15 protein-coding genes are annotated in these 16334 nt (G+C 53.3%); 6 read left to right on the forward strand and 9 right to left on the reverse strand.

The window, feature by feature from the left end; translation table 11 throughout:
* Positions 1 to 2: 2 nt before the first annotated feature.
* Genes Q334_RS0100065 through Q334_RS19735 form a run of 3 tightly spaced genes read left to right on the forward strand, consistent with a single transcriptional unit; the run spans position 3 to position 2590 of the window.
* Positions 3 to 887: a mevalonate kinase family protein gene (locus Q334_RS0100065; protein WP_162157407.1), complete on the forward strand. Its 885-nt coding sequence runs from the start codon at positions 3 to 5 to the stop codon at positions 885 to 887.
* The gene (gene mvaD / locus Q334_RS0100070; protein WP_035460418.1) at positions 874 to 1890 is read left to right on the forward strand and encodes a diphosphomevalonate decarboxylase; all 1017 of its coding nucleotides are present in this window, start codon (positions 874 to 876) and stop codon (positions 1888 to 1890) included. The genes Q334_RS0100065 and mvaD overlap by 14 nt, the downstream gene beginning before the upstream one ends.
* Positions 1868 to 2590 (forward strand): HAD family hydrolase, encoded by a 723-nt coding sequence (locus Q334_RS19735; RefSeq protein ID WP_027311425.1) that lies wholly within the window; start codon positions 1868 to 1870, stop codon positions 2588 to 2590. Before mvaD ends, Q334_RS19735 begins: the two co-directional genes overlap by 23 nt.
* A 333-nt stretch (positions 2591 to 2923) precedes the next feature.
* Here the strand turns inward: Q334_RS19735 and Q334_RS0100080 are convergent, their stop codons facing one another.
* Positions 2924 to 3280 carry a phasin family protein gene (locus tag Q334_RS0100080; protein WP_027311426.1) on the reverse strand — a complete coding sequence of 119 codons (357 nt, stop codon included), beginning with the start codon at positions 3278 to 3280 and terminating at the stop codon, positions 2924 to 2926.
* Positions 3281 to 3500: 220 nt separating this feature from the next.
* Between Q334_RS0100080 and Q334_RS0100085 the strand changes: the two genes are divergently transcribed.
* Positions 3501 to 3839: a hypothetical protein gene (locus Q334_RS0100085; protein ID WP_027311427.1), complete on the forward strand. Its 339-nt coding sequence runs from the start codon at positions 3501 to 3503 to the stop codon at positions 3837 to 3839.
* An 86-nt stretch (positions 3840 to 3925) separates the two neighbouring features.
* Here the strand turns inward: Q334_RS0100085 and nadC are convergent, their stop codons facing one another.
* Complete coding sequence (gene nadC / locus Q334_RS0100090; protein ID WP_027311428.1) at positions 3926 to 4753, reverse strand: carboxylating nicotinate-nucleotide diphosphorylase; 828 nt, start codon at positions 4751 to 4753, stop codon at positions 3926 to 3928.
* Between the two features lie 81 nt (positions 4754 to 4834).
* Between nadC and ampD the strand changes: the two genes are divergently transcribed.
* Both ampD and Q334_RS17410 read left to right on the forward strand, forming a co-directional pair.
* Positions 4835 to 5410 carry a 1,6-anhydro-N-acetylmuramyl-L-alanine amidase AmpD gene (gene ampD / locus Q334_RS0100095; protein WP_027311429.1) on the forward strand — a complete coding sequence of 192 codons (576 nt, stop codon included), beginning with the start codon at positions 4835 to 4837 and terminating at the stop codon, positions 5408 to 5410.
* 80 nt (positions 5411 to 5490) lie between these two features.
* Entirely contained in the window at positions 5491 to 6534 is a 1044-nt protein-coding gene (locus tag Q334_RS17410) for an ABC transporter ATP-binding protein (RefSeq protein WP_035460420.1), read from the forward strand.
* A 99-nt stretch (positions 6535 to 6633) separates the two neighbouring features.
* Here Q334_RS17410 and Q334_RS17415 read toward each other — a convergent pair whose 3' ends face one another.
* The 7 genes from Q334_RS17415 to Q334_RS0100135 form a co-directional block, all read right to left on the reverse strand.
* Complete coding sequence (locus Q334_RS17415) at positions 6634 to 8325, reverse strand: ABC transporter permease (RefSeq protein WP_051527394.1); 1692 nt, start codon at positions 8323 to 8325, stop codon at positions 6634 to 6636.
* A gap of 98 nt (positions 8326 to 8423) precedes the next feature.
* Positions 8424 to 9446, reverse strand: a complete 1023-nt coding sequence (locus Q334_RS0100110) for a Fe(3+) ABC transporter substrate-binding protein (protein WP_027311430.1) — start codon at positions 9444 to 9446, stop codon at positions 8424 to 8426.
* Positions 9447 to 9544: 98 nt separating this feature from the next.
* Positions 9545 to 10012 (reverse strand): hypothetical protein, encoded by a 468-nt coding sequence (locus tag Q334_RS0100115; protein WP_027311431.1) that lies wholly within the window; start codon positions 10010 to 10012, stop codon positions 9545 to 9547.
* Between the two features lie 68 nt (positions 10013 to 10080).
* Positions 10081 to 10962: an AEC family transporter gene (locus Q334_RS0100120; protein WP_027311432.1), complete on the reverse strand. Its 882-nt coding sequence runs from the start codon at positions 10960 to 10962 to the stop codon at positions 10081 to 10083.
* A gap of 80 nt (positions 10963 to 11042) precedes the next feature.
* Positions 11043 to 11519: a universal stress protein gene (locus Q334_RS0100125; RefSeq protein WP_027311433.1), complete on the reverse strand. Its 477-nt coding sequence runs from the start codon at positions 11517 to 11519 to the stop codon at positions 11043 to 11045.
* Positions 11516 to 13405 (reverse strand): methyl-accepting chemotaxis protein, encoded by a 1890-nt coding sequence (locus Q334_RS17420; protein WP_035460422.1) that lies wholly within the window; start codon positions 13403 to 13405, stop codon positions 11516 to 11518. Before Q334_RS17420 ends, Q334_RS0100125 begins: the two co-directional genes overlap by 4 nt.
* Before the next feature lie 71 nt (positions 13406 to 13476).
* Positions 13477 to 16302: an FAD-binding and (Fe-S)-binding domain-containing protein gene (locus Q334_RS0100135; RefSeq protein ID WP_051527395.1), complete on the reverse strand. Its 2826-nt coding sequence runs from the start codon at positions 16300 to 16302 to the stop codon at positions 13477 to 13479.
* Positions 16303 to 16334: the final 32 nt, after the last annotated feature.

A 16334-nucleotide genomic window follows, 5' to 3' on the forward strand; every position in this document is an offset into this window, starting at 1 on the left:
TAATGCTAATGGGTGAGCACGCTGTACTACATGGGCAGCGTGCACTGGTCTTAGCCGTGGATCAACGAGTGCAAGTGAAGGCGCGGCTACTCCCGCAGCCAGAACTACAGATTCACTCTCAATTGGGGCACTATCAGCAGCCCCTCTCTCAGCTTCAGCCCGATCCATCTTTTCGTTTTATCTTAGCCGCTGTGCAGCAACGTCAGTTGCAGCATGGGGTTGCCCTGCATATCCATTCTGACTTTAGTCATCAGGTTGGCTTGGGATCATCGGCGGCGGTCACCTTGGCCTGCTTACAGGCGCTGGCTGTATTACAGGGGCAGGAGTTGTCTCCGCCACAGCTGTTACGTGAGGCACATCAAGTGGTGCTGCAGGTGCAGGGACGGGGGTCTGGATCGGATTTAGCGGCAAGTTGTTATGGTGGCTTACTTGCCTACCAACCGCTTGGCTATCAGGTTGAGTCTTTGCCTTTAGATTGCCCCCTGTCGCTCTGGTATGCAGGTTATAAAACCCCCACACCTCAGGTGATTGAATGGGTACGCCAAACCCATCAGAGCCATCCTCAATGGTTAAAGCAGTTATATGAGTTAATGGGCAGCACCACCGAATTAGCGGTGCAGGCTTGTCTGCAACAGGACTGGTATGCACTGGGGCACTATATGAATCACCAGCATGGCTTGCTGGATACATTGGGTGTCTGTGATGCGACCTTGGCCGCCATGGTATATCGCTTGCGAGGGTTGTCAGGCGTGCTCGGGGCCAAAATATCAGGCTCAGGGTTAGGGGACTCGGTTTTAGCGATCGGCGCCGAACACAGGAGTGCTGAGTATCTCAGCATCCCAGTTCGTTTGAGTCAGAAGGGAGTGAGTGTTGATGATTGCCATTGAGCAGGCTGCCGCGCTGTATTTGCAGCAGCAGGCACTACAACCACAACAGTCCCAGGCGAGTGCCTTTGCGCCTAGTAATATTGCCCTGTGCAAATATTGGGGTAAGCGCCAAGCGGCGCTTAATCTACCGATGAATGCCAGTCTGTCGCTTAGCTTAGGTGAACTGGGTACCCATACTCAGGTACGGGTTGCAGAGGCGAAGGAAGATCAGGTCATTCTGAATGGGCGGCGGTTGGCAGCGGACAGTCGCTTTGCTACGAAAGTCAGTCAATTTATTGATCTGTTCCGCGGGCCCCAAGGACAGGCATTGGTGGTCGACACCCGCAATACTATTCCAACTGCGGCAGGGTTGGCTTCTTCCGCCTCGGGCTTTGCAGCCTTGACGCTGGCGTTATCCCGCTTATATGGCTTGCAGCTACCCTATAGCCATCTCTCCGCTATGGCCCGTTTGGGCAGTGGCAGTGCGTGCCGTTCTTTGTTCCAAGGCTTGGTGGAGTGGCATGCCGGTGAACGAGAGGATGGGTTGGACTCCTATGCGGAGCCTTTGCAATGGCATTGGCCAGAGCTGCGCCTGGGGGTGTTGGCTCTGACTCAGGAGGAAAAGAAAGTTGACTCCAGAGCAGGCATGAACCGTACAACCGATACCTGCTTGCTGTACCAGCAGTGGCCGGCTCAGGCGGCGCGTGATCTTCGTTTACTTAAGCAAGCCTTTGCCGAGCGGGATTTGAAGTTGCTTGGTGAAACTGCTGAACATAATGCCTTGAGTATGCATGCCACCATGATTGCCACCTGGCCGCCGTTATTATATTGGCTACCTGAGTCGGTAGCAGCCATGCAGCAGGTTTGGCAGGCGCGGGCTGAGGGCTTGGCGCTGTATTTCACCATGGATGCAGGGCCCAATCTAAAGTTGATTTTTAGCCAACAGCAGCAGCCGCAGGTACAGGCATTGTTTCCGCAGCTGCAGGTAGTGATTCCGGGCGATGGTCCCAACCCCCTGGTCTGAAATCAAACTACTGGTGCTGGATAAAGACGGCACGTTAGTCGACTTTTATCCCACCTGGACGCCGTTGTACTTTGGTGTGCTACGCCACCTAAGTGGAGGGGATGCCCAATGCTTCGCTGCCCTCCTGGCGGTCAGTGGCTTCTCGGCGGAGGGGCAGTTGGCCGCTGATTCTCCTTTGGTGCATGCCACACCCACACAGATTTTAGCTTGCTGGCAACAGGTGTTGCCGACCATGACGTTGGCGCAGCTACAGCAACAGACCGATGCTTTCTTCGCACAACATTATTTGCAGACGCTACGACCCCCTTGTCCGTTGCCCTCGTTGTTACAGGCAGTGCAAGCACGAGGGGTGAAGGTAGCTTTACTGACCTCAGATAGTCAGTATTTTGCTGAACAGGCTGTGCAAGCTCTGCAGATCAGCCCTTGGGTGGATTGGGCCCTGGGGAGTGATCAGGGGTTGGCAGCCAAGCCTGATGTGGCAATGCTTGCACAGGTGGCACAGCAGGCCCAAGTAGAGCCTTATCAGGTAGCGGTAGTGGGAGATCATCCACGTGACTTACAGATGGCAAAGACTTTTGCCGCAGGTCGGGCGGTGGGAGTGTTAACCGGTCCGAGTCGGACGGCGGAGCTGTTGCCCTGGGCCGATGAAATATGGCCGCAACTTGGGTATTTGGCTGAACGCTTGTTATCGCCTGCGTAAAAAAGGACCCGGCGGGGGGCCGGGTCAATATGCGAGTTAGCTAACTCTTCCACTACAGTTGCGGATCGGTATGGAACTCACCTCCTGAGCCGATCCCCATTGCCTTTGCCACTGTTCCGTTACGTCACTGCCTAGAACATACAAGTGTTGCCAACTCCGTGGGTTTGAACGTAAAGCGCTAGAGACCTCATCAATGAAAAGTCAGCAGGACTGACTTGTCGGGGAGTGGTTGATCAGGTGCCACTGCGTGGTGAGTGAGGGCCCCGACACCTGATCTTTGTACCCCGGCTTCCTGCCCCATCGATTGCTCGACTTGTCCAGTGTTCAACTCAATTAGGATTTGAACTGATTGCCCCAGTTTTTCAGAGCGCTACTGTAGGTGTCAGCCAGTTCGTCCATCACCTTAGTGGAGGCCTCACGGGCTTCCAGTAAAGTGGAGGTTTGCTTTTGTGCCAGGGATACCAAGGAGGCATCCAGGTTTTTAACAAACACGGCTTGATTGTCCAGCAGGCTGAACATGTCTTTGCTTGCCGCCAGGGTTTTCACTTGGCTCAGACTGTTGCTGAGTAGTTCGCGTGAATACTCGCTGGATTGTTTGAACAGGCTTTCCCAAACTTGCTTGTTAATTTCATTCAGCTCAACCAGGGGCTGATAGGTTTTCTTCAGATCTTCCATCATGCTCTTGTACATATTACTCACCTCGTTTTTTTGTGCGTTGCACAATTTGTCTTTGATTGAATTTTAGCCAGCCATTGGGGGGTGTCAAATAATTTTTTTGTGCAATGCAAAAAACATTTTCGGAGCGAGTATCTGAGTATCGGGCATACGCCCTTAGTCGTAATGGGGGAGTTAATCTGGCAGGGTATGATGAAGGCATTGCTAATACAGAACCGGAATATGAAGGACGAGTATGGATAAGCGTGCACTGATGTTTTTACTAATAGCAGCCTCGGTGCTGGTGACTCTCTATATCGAATGGCAAAAGCCGAGGTTAAGTGCAGAGGTGTTGCAACAGGCAGGGCAGCACCTGGGTGCTGAGCCGCTGATTCGTTCTTATGTCTGGAATGATGATCGCTTGGCGGTGGGAGTAGTGCCGGAACAAGTGGTTGATCCCTTGGGCTTTGCCACCCAACTTTGTCAGCGTCTGGGCATCGGTCGTATTTATATCGATGTGGTTGATGTGGTGAAGTTTGCCGCCACTGAAGACTGGCATTCTCTGGCTTATGTGCGTTGTCAGGCTGAAAGTTAGTGGAGCCAAGGATGGTTTGCTAAGACTTAGCAAACCCGCGGCGGCCCCTGGTATTTCCAGGGGCAGAACCAATGAGTGTGCTTGATTTATTGAAAACGCATCGACAGATCAATGGACTTACAGTCTTTGGTCAGTGCGCCGATGGAGATAAAGTCGACCCCTGTTTCCGCGATGGCACGCAGACTGTGTTGATCCACGCCGCCGGAGGCTTCTAGCTTGGCGCGTCCTTGGGCAAAACTGACTCCTTCGCGCATCATGTCCAGACTGAAGTTGTCCAGCATAATAATGTCGCTACCTGCTGTTAGAGCCTGATTCAGCTCTTCCAGTGATTCCACCTCGACCTCGACGGGTTTACCGGGGGCGAGGCGCTTGGCCTCTGCCACGGCTGCCGCTATCGAGCCGCAGGCCATAATGTGGTTCTCTTTGATCAGATAAGCATCATATAAACCGATGCGATGGTTGTAACAGCCACCTTGAGTGACAGCGTACTTTTGTGCCAAACGTAGCCCCGGTAAGGTTTTGCGGGTATCCAGTAGTTTTACCGGCAAGTCTGCCACCAGATCGGCATAGCGCCGGCACAGGGTGGCGGTGCCTGATAATGTCTGCAAGAAGTTTAACGCACTGCGTTCGGCGGTCAGCAGGCTGCGAGCTGGGCCGCTGAGGTTAAATAAGGGCGCATTAGCGCTCACTTGCTGGCCTTCTGTCACTAGCCAGTTAATTTCGATGCGGGGATCAACTTGGCGAAATACCTCATCGACATAGGGGCGCCCGCAGATAGTGGCAGCCTCGCGGGTAATTACTTGAGCGTTGGCGAGTTTGTCAGCGGGAATAAGTGCGGCGGTAATATCGCCTTCACCGATGTCTTCGGCTAACGCCCGTGCTACGCAGGCGTGAATGTCCAATCGTAGAGTCATGATATGCTTGCACCTCCAAAGAGGGGCCTATCTTAACAAGCTAGCCCCGTTGCAGCCATGCTGGTATGGAGTTCCTGTACAGTGTCTTTGCTTACGCTGGAGAATGGTTGGGTGCAGCCCTGTCGCCGGGTGCCCTCGCCTAATTACAACGAACGCCCAGCAGCAGAAGTCAGCTTGCTGGTGATTCACAACATAAGCTTGCCTCCTCGAAACTATGGTGGTCCCTATATTGAGCAGCTTTTTACTAATTGCTTGAATGCGGATGAGCATCCTTTTTTTGCTGAGATTGCACATCTGCAGGTTTCAGCACATTTACTGATTCGGCGAGATGGGGAGCTGGTGCAGTTTGTCCCCTTTGATAAGCGGGCCTGGCACGCCGGGCAGTCGTGCTATGGGCAGCGTGTTCAGTGTAATGACTTCTCTATTGGTATTGAGTTAGAGGGGTGTGACTTTGAACCCTTTACCTCCGCACAGTATGAGCAGCTGCTTGAGGTGACCACTCTGCTATTGCGTCACTATCCGTTGCTCAAGCCCGAGCATATCTGTGGCCATGAGGATATTGCCCCGGGGCGCAAAACCGATCCCGGCCCCTATTTTGATTGGCAGCGCTATCGTCAAGCATTAGCTACGAGGCTTGATAAGGGTCAAGAAGCGTGAGGATTTTTTGCTAACGAGAATACTTAGCTTTTATAATTTCCTCCCGACTATCAAATAGTGCACAAGAGCGAAGGTAAAGCATGACCGACATTCTGGTAGTAGAACACCTCAGCTGCGGTTATCAGCAGCGGGCGGTGGTTGAGAATGTCAGCTTCAGTTTGGGGCAGGGTAATATTGCCTGCCTGCTGGGGCCAAGTGGCTGTGGTAAAACCACAGTGCTGCGTACCTTGGCGGGTTTTAATCCGGTATTGCAGGGGCGGGTCAGCCTCAATCAGCGCTTATTATCTGCGCCAGATCACTTCGTTGCTCCCGAGCAGCGGCGCATTGGAATGGTGTTTCAGGACTATGCGCTCTTTCCTCACCTGAATGTGGTGGATAACATCGCCTTTGGTTTACGTGGTTGGCCTAAGGCGAAGCAGAGTGCCAAGGTGCAATCGCTGTTGGAGTTAGTGCATCTGCAGGGCCTAGGACAGCGATATCCCCATGAGCTTTCCGGCGGGCAACAACAACGGGTGGCACTTGCCCGAGCACTTGCCCCTGAGCCGGAGTTGCTGCTGATGGATGAGCCTTTCTCCAATCTTGATACCGACCTGCGTCGCCATCTGGCCCGTGAAGTGCGGGATATTCTCAAACAGCAGTCTATTTCTGCAGTGTTGGTCACCCATGACCAAGAAGAGGCCTTTGCCTTCTCGGACTATGTCGGGGTGCTGGCGGATGGCGGATTGCAGCAATGGGACACACCCTACAATCTCTACTATCACCCAGCTAATCCACGTGTGGCCGCCTTTGTTGGCAAGGGGGAGTTTATTCCGGGCCGAGTGGAGCAGGGCATGGTGCATACTGAGATTGGCCCTGTTCCCCTCAATGGCGCGGCGGTAGCCCATGAGGATGGGCAGCAGGTACAGCTATTTATCCGGCCGAATGAAATCGTGCCGGGACAGCAAGGGCAAGTTGAGGCACAGGTGTTGAAAAAGGAATTTCTAGGCACGGTAACCCTCTATACCCTAGGGTTGGAGAATGGTCGCCAGTTAAGTGCTGCCTTGGATAGTCATATTGATCTGCATGAAGGTGCTCGGGTGCGGGTTTGCCTGCGCCCCCCTCATGCGGTGACCTTTGCCGCTTAAGCGTCCTGCTCAGGGCAAGACGAGCTTATCGCTGTCTTGCCCGTTCTACTTTTCTCTTCCCACGCCATAACCTTATCCATCCTTGAAGACAGAGTCTGCTTACTTGCCAGTATGGGGTAGCTGAATGATTTGATGCTCCCGGGTGGCGGCAATGGTGCGACTTAGCAGGGCGACTGGAATAATCCCCACCAACACAATTAGCAAGGCGGCTAAGGATGCTTCGGGCAGGCGTTCATCGGAGGCATATTGGTAAACATGGGTGGCCAGGGTATCAAAGTTAAAGGGACGCAGGATTAAGGTAGCGGGCAGTTCCTTCATACAGTCGACAAACACCACCAGCATGCCGGTGAGTAATCCCCCTTTGATCAAGGGCAGGTGAACCCGGTAAAGAGTGGTCAAACTGTTATGGCCTAGCGAGCGGGCAGCCATGTCCATTGAGGGGGTGATCTTGCCCAGGCTGGATTCCAGGCTGCCGGCGGCAACGGCTAAAAAGCGCACTGAATAAGCGAAGAGGACTGCGACCAACGAGCCGCTCAGCAGCAATCCGGTGGAAACGTTGAAAGTCTGGCGCATCCAGGCGTCTAAGGCGTTATCAAAGGTGCTGAACGGGATCATTACACCGATGGCGAGCACCGCGCTGGGCATGGCGTAGCCCAGGGTGGCAATTTGCGACAGGCTGTTTAGTAAAGGGTGTTGATGTAGGCGCTTGGCATAGGTGATCAGCAAACCCAGTAAAACGCACAGCAGGGCGGCGGTGATGGATAAACCAAAGCTGTGTAGCGCGTGGTTGATAAAGTCCGGCGTCCAGCTTTTCTCGAAGTTGCGGATGGCGTAGCGCAGTAAAATCGCCAGGGGAATGAGAAAGCCAAAAATAATAGGCAGGATGCAGGCCAGAGTGGCAAGCCATTTAGGCCAGCCACGCAGTGCGGTCAGCGGTAGGGCTTTAAAGCGATCGCCTTGTTGAAACTGGCGTTGGCGTTGGCGTGCATAACGCTCCAGCACGATAAGCACCACAACAAACAGCATCATTAAACTGGCAATTTGAGCTGCACCACCAAGGTTGCTCATATTAAGCCAGGTGTCATAGATGCCGGCGGTAAGGGTTTTGACCGCAAAATAATCTACGGTGCCAAAATCATTCAGGGTTTCCATCAGCACCAAGGCTAAGCCAACGGCAATAGCGGGGCGGGCCATGGGTAAGGAAATGCGCCAAAAGCTTTGTAAGGAGGAGCAGCCAAGGGTGCGGCTGGCATCCCGAATATTGAGGGATTGCTCGAGAAAGCTGGCGCGGGTGAGCATGTAGACATAGGGATAAAGAACTAATCCCAGCATCCAGATGGCCCCCCCTAAACTGCGAATAGGGGGGAACCAATAGTCGCGGGGTGTTTTCCAACCAAAAAGCTCACGTAATGCCCCCTGAATAGGGCCCGCATATTCAAGAATATCGGTGTAGACATAAGCAATGACATACGCTGGCATCGCCAAGGGTAGCAACAGCGCCCATTCGAATAAGCGGCGTCCAGGAAAGTGATAAGTACTGACCAGCCAGGCACAGAGAATACCCATGGAGGCAGCCAGGATGCCGACTCCTGTCATCAAACCAAGAGTGGTCAGGATGTAGTGGGGTAGGACGGTTTCAATGAGATGGGGCCAGATGTTTTTGCTGGGAAACAGGGCCAGCCAGAACACTGAAAGCACCGGCAGTGTGACCAGGGCGGCGGCAATACTGGCATTAACTAGCCAGCCACGATGAGATGAAGCTTGGGTAAAACGGGCAATCAGGCTTCTCATGCCTTATTCGACTCAGACTGCGTAAGCGGGTTGCTAGCATAACGGAAAAAGACAAAAACGGCAGCCGAAGCTGCCGTTTTCCTGTGGCGGGTCAAGACTTAGTTGTCGAAGCCCACTTTATCAACCAGCTTGGAGGCGGTTTCACGCAGTTCGGCAATGCGTGCCAGGGAAAGGTCGTCTTTCTTGAACTCGCCCATGTGCTTGCCTACCAGTTCAGAGAGCTTAGTGCCGGGACGTACGGGGAACTCGTAGTTTTCCTGGGCGTAGAGGTACTGAGCTTCTTCACCGCTGAGGAATTCCATCAGTTTGATGGCGTTGTCTTTGTTAGGCGCATGTTTGGTCAAGGATACGCCAGAGATGTTCATGTGGGTACCGCGGTCAGCCTGATTGGGGAATACCAGGTTGACGGATTCAGCCCATTCGATTTCTTCAGGATTCTCTTTGTTAGTCAGCATCTTGAAGAAGTAGTAGGAGTTTCCGATGGCCAGATCGCACTGTCCTTCTTTGATGGCTTTAACCTGTGCACGGTCATTACCTTCAGGCTTGCGCGCCAGGTTAGACTTCAGTGCGGTCAGCCATTGTTCGGCTTCGGCTTCACCGTGGTGCTCGATCATGGATGCAATCAGGCCCAGGTTGTAGGTGTGCTTACCGCTGCGAGTACAGATACGACCCTGCCACTTGGGATCGGCCAGATCTTCATAGGAAGTGATTTCGCCTTCTTTTACTCGCTCTTTGGAAGCGTAAACAATACGGGCACGGGTAGTCAGACCAAACCACTGATTGTCAGGATCACGGAATTGGGCAGGGATGTTAGCAGCGATGGTTTCGCTCTCAACTGCTTGGGCCAGGCCTTTGACCTTTACGTCGTTGACCATGCCAATGTCCACACTCATGATCAGGTCGGCAGGGCTGTTAGCGCCTTCGCTTTCCAAACGCTCAATCAGGCCTTTGTCAGCGTAGACCACGTTGACCTTGATACCGGTTTCTTTGCTGAAACTGTCAAACATGGGTTGGATCAGGAAAGGGGCGCGGTAGGAATACACATTGACTTCTTCTGCGGCCATAGCAGTGGAGGCGCTGCCTACTAATACTGCCAGGGTCAGGGACTTCAGAGCTCGCATGTTGCTTCCTTCGATGAGTGTGTTGTTGATAATCATTTTAATGAATGACTGCGAATTATTCTTATTATTTGTACGATGTCAATTCCGTCTTTACTTTTTTAGCCAGAAGCTTGATGTAAGTCAGGAGCGAAATAGCAGGTTAAAACTTCCAGGTTACTAATTAAGTTGGCTTGTGCTTCCGCTTGTTGTCCCGGGCCGTAGAAGGCGAGTAATAAGTGTAGTGTTTGCTGTAACCAGTCAAAGCATTGGCGGCGAAAGGCTGCGGAGCGGTCATAGTCGGTACTGGCGGCCATTAAGCTTTCATGTGCCTGCAGCAGGTAATCTTCCTGAGCTTGAATATCTTCCAGGGTGTGATAGTAGCGTGCTAAGGCCAAGCAGCTTTGCGCATAGGCGGCGACAGGCTCAATTTTTTGGCACGGATAATCTTTGGCATAGAAAAGACGAAAGGCGGCTTGATAGGCCTGTTCGTAGTGGTCTCGAGCTTGGGGGTATTGGCAAGCAATCAGGGCTTGGTGACCCTGTTGCAGGTGATAATGGAAAATACCTTCATCGGCGATACTGGCCATATCCCTCTACCTAGCCTGTGAATAGGGAGAGGATATTAATGCAATTAATAATTATTATCAATTGATGACTAGCCCGTATGTAGAATCCAAGCCAAGGTCAGAGGAATAACGATAAGGCTGCCCAGATTCCCCATCATCACAATGGAGGCCACTTTGCCGGGTTCCTGCTGATATTGCTCGGCCAGCATGTAGTTGAGTACGGCAGGAGGGAGGGCACCAAACACCAGTAGGTAGTGGAAATGTTCAGCGGGTAATGGCCATAACCACTGGTAGCTCCAAGCGAGGGCAATACCTGAGGCCGGGCAGGCAATCGCCCCGAGAAGGCCAATTTTCCAGTCACTGAGGTTGACGCTGGTCAGGCGTACTCCCAAGGTGAACAGCATCAGGGGCACGGCAATTTGTCCCAGCATATCCAAGGGGGTAGCAATTAAGGGGGGAAGCTGCCAACCGGCAAAGCTAAACACTAAACCAATCAAGGTGGCTTGAATGATAGACATGCGTAATAGCTGCCAGGGGGAAGTACGAGGATCAAGCAGGTAAATCCCCAGGGTAAAGTGCCAGATCATTTCGATAATGAATAAAACGATGGCTGCCGGTAGGGCTTGTTCGCCGAAGGCTAACACTAGCAGGGGAATACCCATGTTGCCGGTGTTATTAAACATCATCGGTGGGATAAAGGTTTTAAAGCGGATACTGGGGAGTAGGCAGAGGGGCAGTAATAACAGCCCCGAGCCCAGCACGACTAAGCTGGCGCCGAGGGAGAGTCCAGCATAGGCACTCAATTCAAAGTTCTTGCCAGCCAGTACACTGACTAGCAGTGCAGGAACAAACAACTCCATATTGAGCTGATTGGCCACCCTTAAGTCGGGCTTGCGTGCACGGCCATATAAAAAGCCAACCAACACCACTGCGGCCACGGGTACTACGGTGAGGGCGATACGCTCAAACATGCTGCCTCCGGCGTCCGTTCCAGTCGAGTAAAAAAGAGTGCCCCTAGGCGATAGTACTAGGGGAACCTAGGCTAAGGTAACTATTCGGTAGGCACCACTAACACAGGAACCTGGGCATAGCGCGTGACCTGTTGCGTAGTGTGGCTATGATGACCGCTTTTATTCTGTGCTCCCATCACGATCAAGTCTGCTTGATAGCGCTTGGCGGTATTGAGAATGGCATCGGTATGATTCCCTTCGACGACTACAGGTTCAATATCCAACTCAATTATGCCAGGAAGTGCATCCAGCTCTTCTTCACAGAAGGTTTTTACCCGTTGCAGCATGGTCTGCTGAATATCCTGAATGCCTTCATCGTGGATGCGTTGTAGGGTCTTTTCGTCGACATAGGCACGAATCATCTCCTTGCCAAGCTCAGCCATGGGCTCGATGGCGTGCAGCATGATAATGCGCGCATTATAGAGCTTGGCCAGGCTGACGGCATGGCGAAAAACAGGGCGGGTATGCTTGCCCAAAGAGGTGGCGTAGACCAGGGTTTTAATCGCGGGGGCGCTCATGATTGCTCCTTGAGCGTTAATTGGAATTTAGCAGTGAGGGTGCTGAGAGTATGGGTCTGCTGATCCACCGCATGCACAACCTTGACTAGCTCGCCATAGCGCTGACGGTTTTCGGCCAGGGCATGGGCAATGCCTTCCATATTGGCGGCCATACTGCGGGTGGTAGTGGCTACTTCTGCCACCGCCTGGCTAATTTGATCACCGGCATCCCGGGTGGATTGCGAGCGCTGCTGGATCTCCCGCACCGCCTGGGTGGCTTCAGTGCCGAGGGTCCGAACGCGCTGCACCTGCTCCAAGCCCACATTAATAGCCTGTTGTGCGGCCTTGGTTTGATCTTGCAGACTGTGCACGATGTGGGTGATTTCCTCAGTAGCCTGTACCGTTTTGGCAGCGAGGTTGCGGACTTCATCGGCGACCACAGCAAAACCACGGCCTGCCTCACCGGCGCGGGCTGCCTCAATGGCGGCATTCAGGGCGAGTAGATTGGTTTGACTGGCTAGGCCGTTGATCATATCGATCACCGTGTCGATGCGCTCTGATTGGGTGCCGAGCTCTTGCAAGCAGCGGTTGGTGTTATCGACGGTTTCGGTAATGCCCCCCAATCCATCAAGCGCCTGAGCAATGACTTTACCGCCATTGTGCGCAACGCTCAGGGCTTCAGCGGCCACTTCAGTGAGGTTATGAGTCGTACTGCTGACATGCTCAACTGTCGCGGAGATTTCCTCTGTGGCGGAGGCCAATGAGTTCGTTTGATTGCTAATTTGGCTATTTTCTTGCGCCATTCGATCCGACAGCTCGGTCACCTGGTGGGTTTGCGTCTGCAAACGCTGAGTGACCTGTACGACCTGTTCAACCAGCGAACCTAAGTCTTCACTCATTTGGTTAACAGCTTGACGCATTTGGGTGAACTGATCCTGATGACTAGGCAGCTTGAGACGGTATTGCAGGTTGCCCTGACTGACCTCTCCTAAGCCTCTGAGCAAAATATGGACATCTCGACGTACTCCCTGGCCAATCCAGATAATCAGTAAGGTGACGAGCACGGCGACGGCGGCGTTGACGCCGATGCTAGCCTGGCGTGCGCGCTGGCTAGCTGTTTCGGCGGCGAGGCGGGCCGGTGGTAGTAGTTGTTCCTGTAATAATGAACGGCTAGCTGCGATTTGATCTAACAGGGTCTGACGTGTGCTTTGCAGATGTTGGTTGGCTTGGTTGAGGGCTGCGGCTTGTTCAGTGAGTTTGGCAAGGGATTGCTGATACAAGGGAATGCTGTCGCCGAAGTGATCCAGAAAATCCATTTCTTTCACATGTTCAATAAAACCTTGCATGGCTTCTTGTAAGGCTTGGCCGGTAGCGGGGTTGAACTCCAATAAATAGTCTTTTTCCAGCTTGCGTACTTCGGTAAAGCGAGCGGCGAGCATACTGAAAATTGAGGCCTTTTCTTCTAAGGCTGCCGCTTGTTGCTCCACCTGCTGACGTTGGCCTCCACCGCTCATACCCAGTTGACTGCGGGCGGCCAGTTGCTGCTCGAAGCTGAGTTGGTAATTTTGCAGCTGTTGCTGCAACTGTTGTAGCTGTCCTGCGAGTATGGTTGAAGGGCTTTGCTGTTGCAGCTGGCCCAGTTGCTGTTGCTGCTGTTGGCTCCAGCTTTGCAGTTCTGCTATCAACTCATCGGCTTGACGCTGGCGTGCCTTAGCTTCTTGACTGAGCAAATCCAGGCGTAGATTGAGCAGTGATTCGCCACTGCTGGCATACCAGTTAAGCACCGTGGCGGACTGGCTCTGGGCAGTGCTACTCCAGAGGGTAACCAGTGTGGAGAGCCCCACTCCTAGTAGGGCAATGAACACGATCAAAAACAGTTTACGTTTGAAAGCCATCTCAATTTGCATAGGACAACCCCTGTTATTGTTGTTATTAACCTCATGCATGCCCGGCTAGGCCGGGCGCTGATTAGTTAGTGCTATTTTTTAGCTTTGCTACAGCGATCTACCAAGTAGAAAATCGATTTGTAATCCACCTGGCTGTGATGACTGAGGCCTATTTCGCAGGTACGGCTGGTGGAGAAGCCTTCATGGCAGCCGCTGGGTACCTGGGCGGCAAGATGGCGCAGTGCTGAGGCATTCAGTTCTGGGGTGGAGAACCCCTTGTCACCGGCAAAACCACAGCAGCTGATATGTTCTGGAATCACCACCTGTTTGGCACAACGCTTGGCAATATTAACCAGCTTGTCTGCGACCCCCATGCGAGTAGCGCTACAGGTAATATGCAGCATGACTGGCTCCTCAACAGGGCTGAATTCTAATTCAGGGGCGAGCACATCGTGGACAAAGGCGATCGGGTCATACAGCTTCAGGCGTACATCAAGCTGGCTGAGCATGCGTAATGCACAGGGACTGGTATCCAACAAAATAGGGTATTCGCCGTAGTTGGAGGCTGTCAGTAAGGCGGCGGTGACTTCCTGGCGTTTTTGCTCGGCTTGCTCAAACATGCCTTTGCTTTCAAAGGGCATGCCACAACAAAGCGCGGCAAGGTTGTCAGGGTATAGCAGGCGATAGCCGGCTTTATGGATCAAGCGCTCCGTTTGCTCCAGCAAGGACTCTGGATTACTGCTTTGGGCACTGGGACCAAGGTTGCGCGTAGCGCAGCTGGGGAAGTACACGACCGTGCGTCCCGGTGCTGCCACATCAGAGCGTGGCTGGTAGCTGACGGCGGTGGGCATGCTGGGGCTCCAGTAACCAATCATGCCGGCTGTCATCCGCTTGAGTAAGCGAGCGCCGACACTCATGCTTTTATCGCCTAGCAGGCGCCGGGCAAAGTGGGCACTGCGCAAGGTTAAGCGGGTGGCGCGGGTCAGGCCGGCAAAGTGCTCTGCGCACCATTGGGCTTTGCCTTGGTGGGCGGCATTCTGGCGTGAGCGGATCAAGCGGGTCAGGTCACCGGTATTGATACCGACCGGACAGGCGGTGGAGCACAGGCCGCAGGCGGCACAGGTGTCTGTGCCTTGGTAGCGGTATTCTTGTTCTAATTGGGCTAAACGAGCGGGGTCTTCACCACTGCGCTTCAACCGGGCTATTTCGCGCCAGATTACAATGCGTTGGCGTGGGCTTAAGGTCAGGGCGCGGGAAGGGCAGCTGGGCTCACAAAAGCCACACTCAATGCACTTGTCGACCAGCTCCTCGGCGGGGGGCAGGGGTTTCAGGTTTTCCAGGTGCACCCGAGGGTTAGCATTGAGAATCACGCCGGGGTTGAGCAGGTTTTGCGGATCAAGTAATTGCTTGATCTGCTGCATCAGGGCGTAGCCTTCTGTTCCCCATTCTTTTTCGACAAAGGGAGCCATATTGCGGCCAGTGCCGTGTTCGGCTTTGAGTGAGCCATCGTATTTATCCACTACCAGGGTGGCGACGTCTTCCATCAATCCTTCATAGCGATCCACTTCGGCCTGGGTATCGAAGCTCTGGGTGAAGACAAAGTGCAGATTGCCCTCTAGCGCGTGTCCGAAAATCAGCGCTTCATGGTAGTGCCATTTAATAAATAGTTGGTGCAAATCCTGTACTGCTTCAGCCAGACGGGGCACTGGGAAGGCCACATCTTCAATAATCACGGTGGTTCCCGTAAGGCGGACAGCACCCACGGCAGGGAATAGTCCCTTACGAATCGCCCAATATTGATTATAAACAGAGGCTTGGTCACTAAACTGAATGGGCTCGATGGGGGTTAGCTGAGCATCCGCCAATGTTTGGCTGATCTGCTCGACTTGTTGCCAGAGTGTGCTGGCATCCGGGGCGCGGGTTTCGACCAGTAAGGCAGCGGCGTCCTCCCCTAGCTCGCTGACAAAGGCAGGCATGCCGGGCTTGCTGGCCACAGAGGCTAAGCCTGCCCGATCCATCAGCTCGACAGCAGACACAGGGGTGTTTTTCAAGACGGCTACAGCTTGGCAGGTGGCCTCCAGGTTATCGAAAAAGATCAGCGCTGAGGCTTTGTGAGGATGTTCATCGACGGTCTTGTAGGTGATCTCAGCGATAAAGCCCAAGGTGCCTTCGGAGCCAATCATCAAGTGCTGGAGAATATCGATAGGGTCGCTATAGTCCACCAGGGCGTTGAGTGCATAGCCAGTGGTGTTTTTGAGGCGGTATTTATGACGAATACGCGCTGCCAAGGCTTCATTATTGCGGGTTTGTTGCGCTAACTGGTTCAGGTGCTGCAATAGGGCTGCATGGGATACGGCAAACGCTTGACGACTTTGCTGATCCGCTGTGTCGAGGTAGGTACCATCAGCCAGGACGAGCTTCATGCTGTCGAGGGTGCGATAGGAATTGTGTGCGGTGCCACAGCACATACCGCTGGCATTGTTGGCAGCGATCCCCCCAATCATGGCGGCATTAATCGACGCAGGATCGGGGCCGATTTTTTTCTTAAAGGGCGCTAAATACTTATTTGCCTGGGCGCCAATGACACCAGGTTGCAGGCTGATGCGTGCTCCCTGTTCATGGATGCGGTGCCCCTTCCAGTTGTCGCCTAGCAAAATCAGGATGGAGTCCGTAATCGCTTGTCCCGAGAGGCTGGTTCCTGCTGCGCGGAAGGTGACAGGCAGGCCAAACTGATGGGTAATGGCTAGTACCTGTTGCAGCTCCTGCACGGACTCGATTCTGACAATTATCTGTGGAATTAAGCGATAGAAACTGGCATCGGTTCCATAAGCCAAATTGTGCAAGGGATCGTCGAACAAACGCTCAGCCGGAATCACAGCGGCCAGGGCTTGGTGGCAGGCACGGTATTGGGGTTTCATCGATGTCTTCTCACAGTTAAAGCTCAAATAGC

The sequence above is a fragment of the Balneatrix alpica DSM 16621 genome (assembly GCF_000619885.1).
GTDB classification, from domain to species: Bacteria; Pseudomonadota; Gammaproteobacteria; order Pseudomonadales; family Balneatricaceae; genus Balneatrix; species Balneatrix alpica.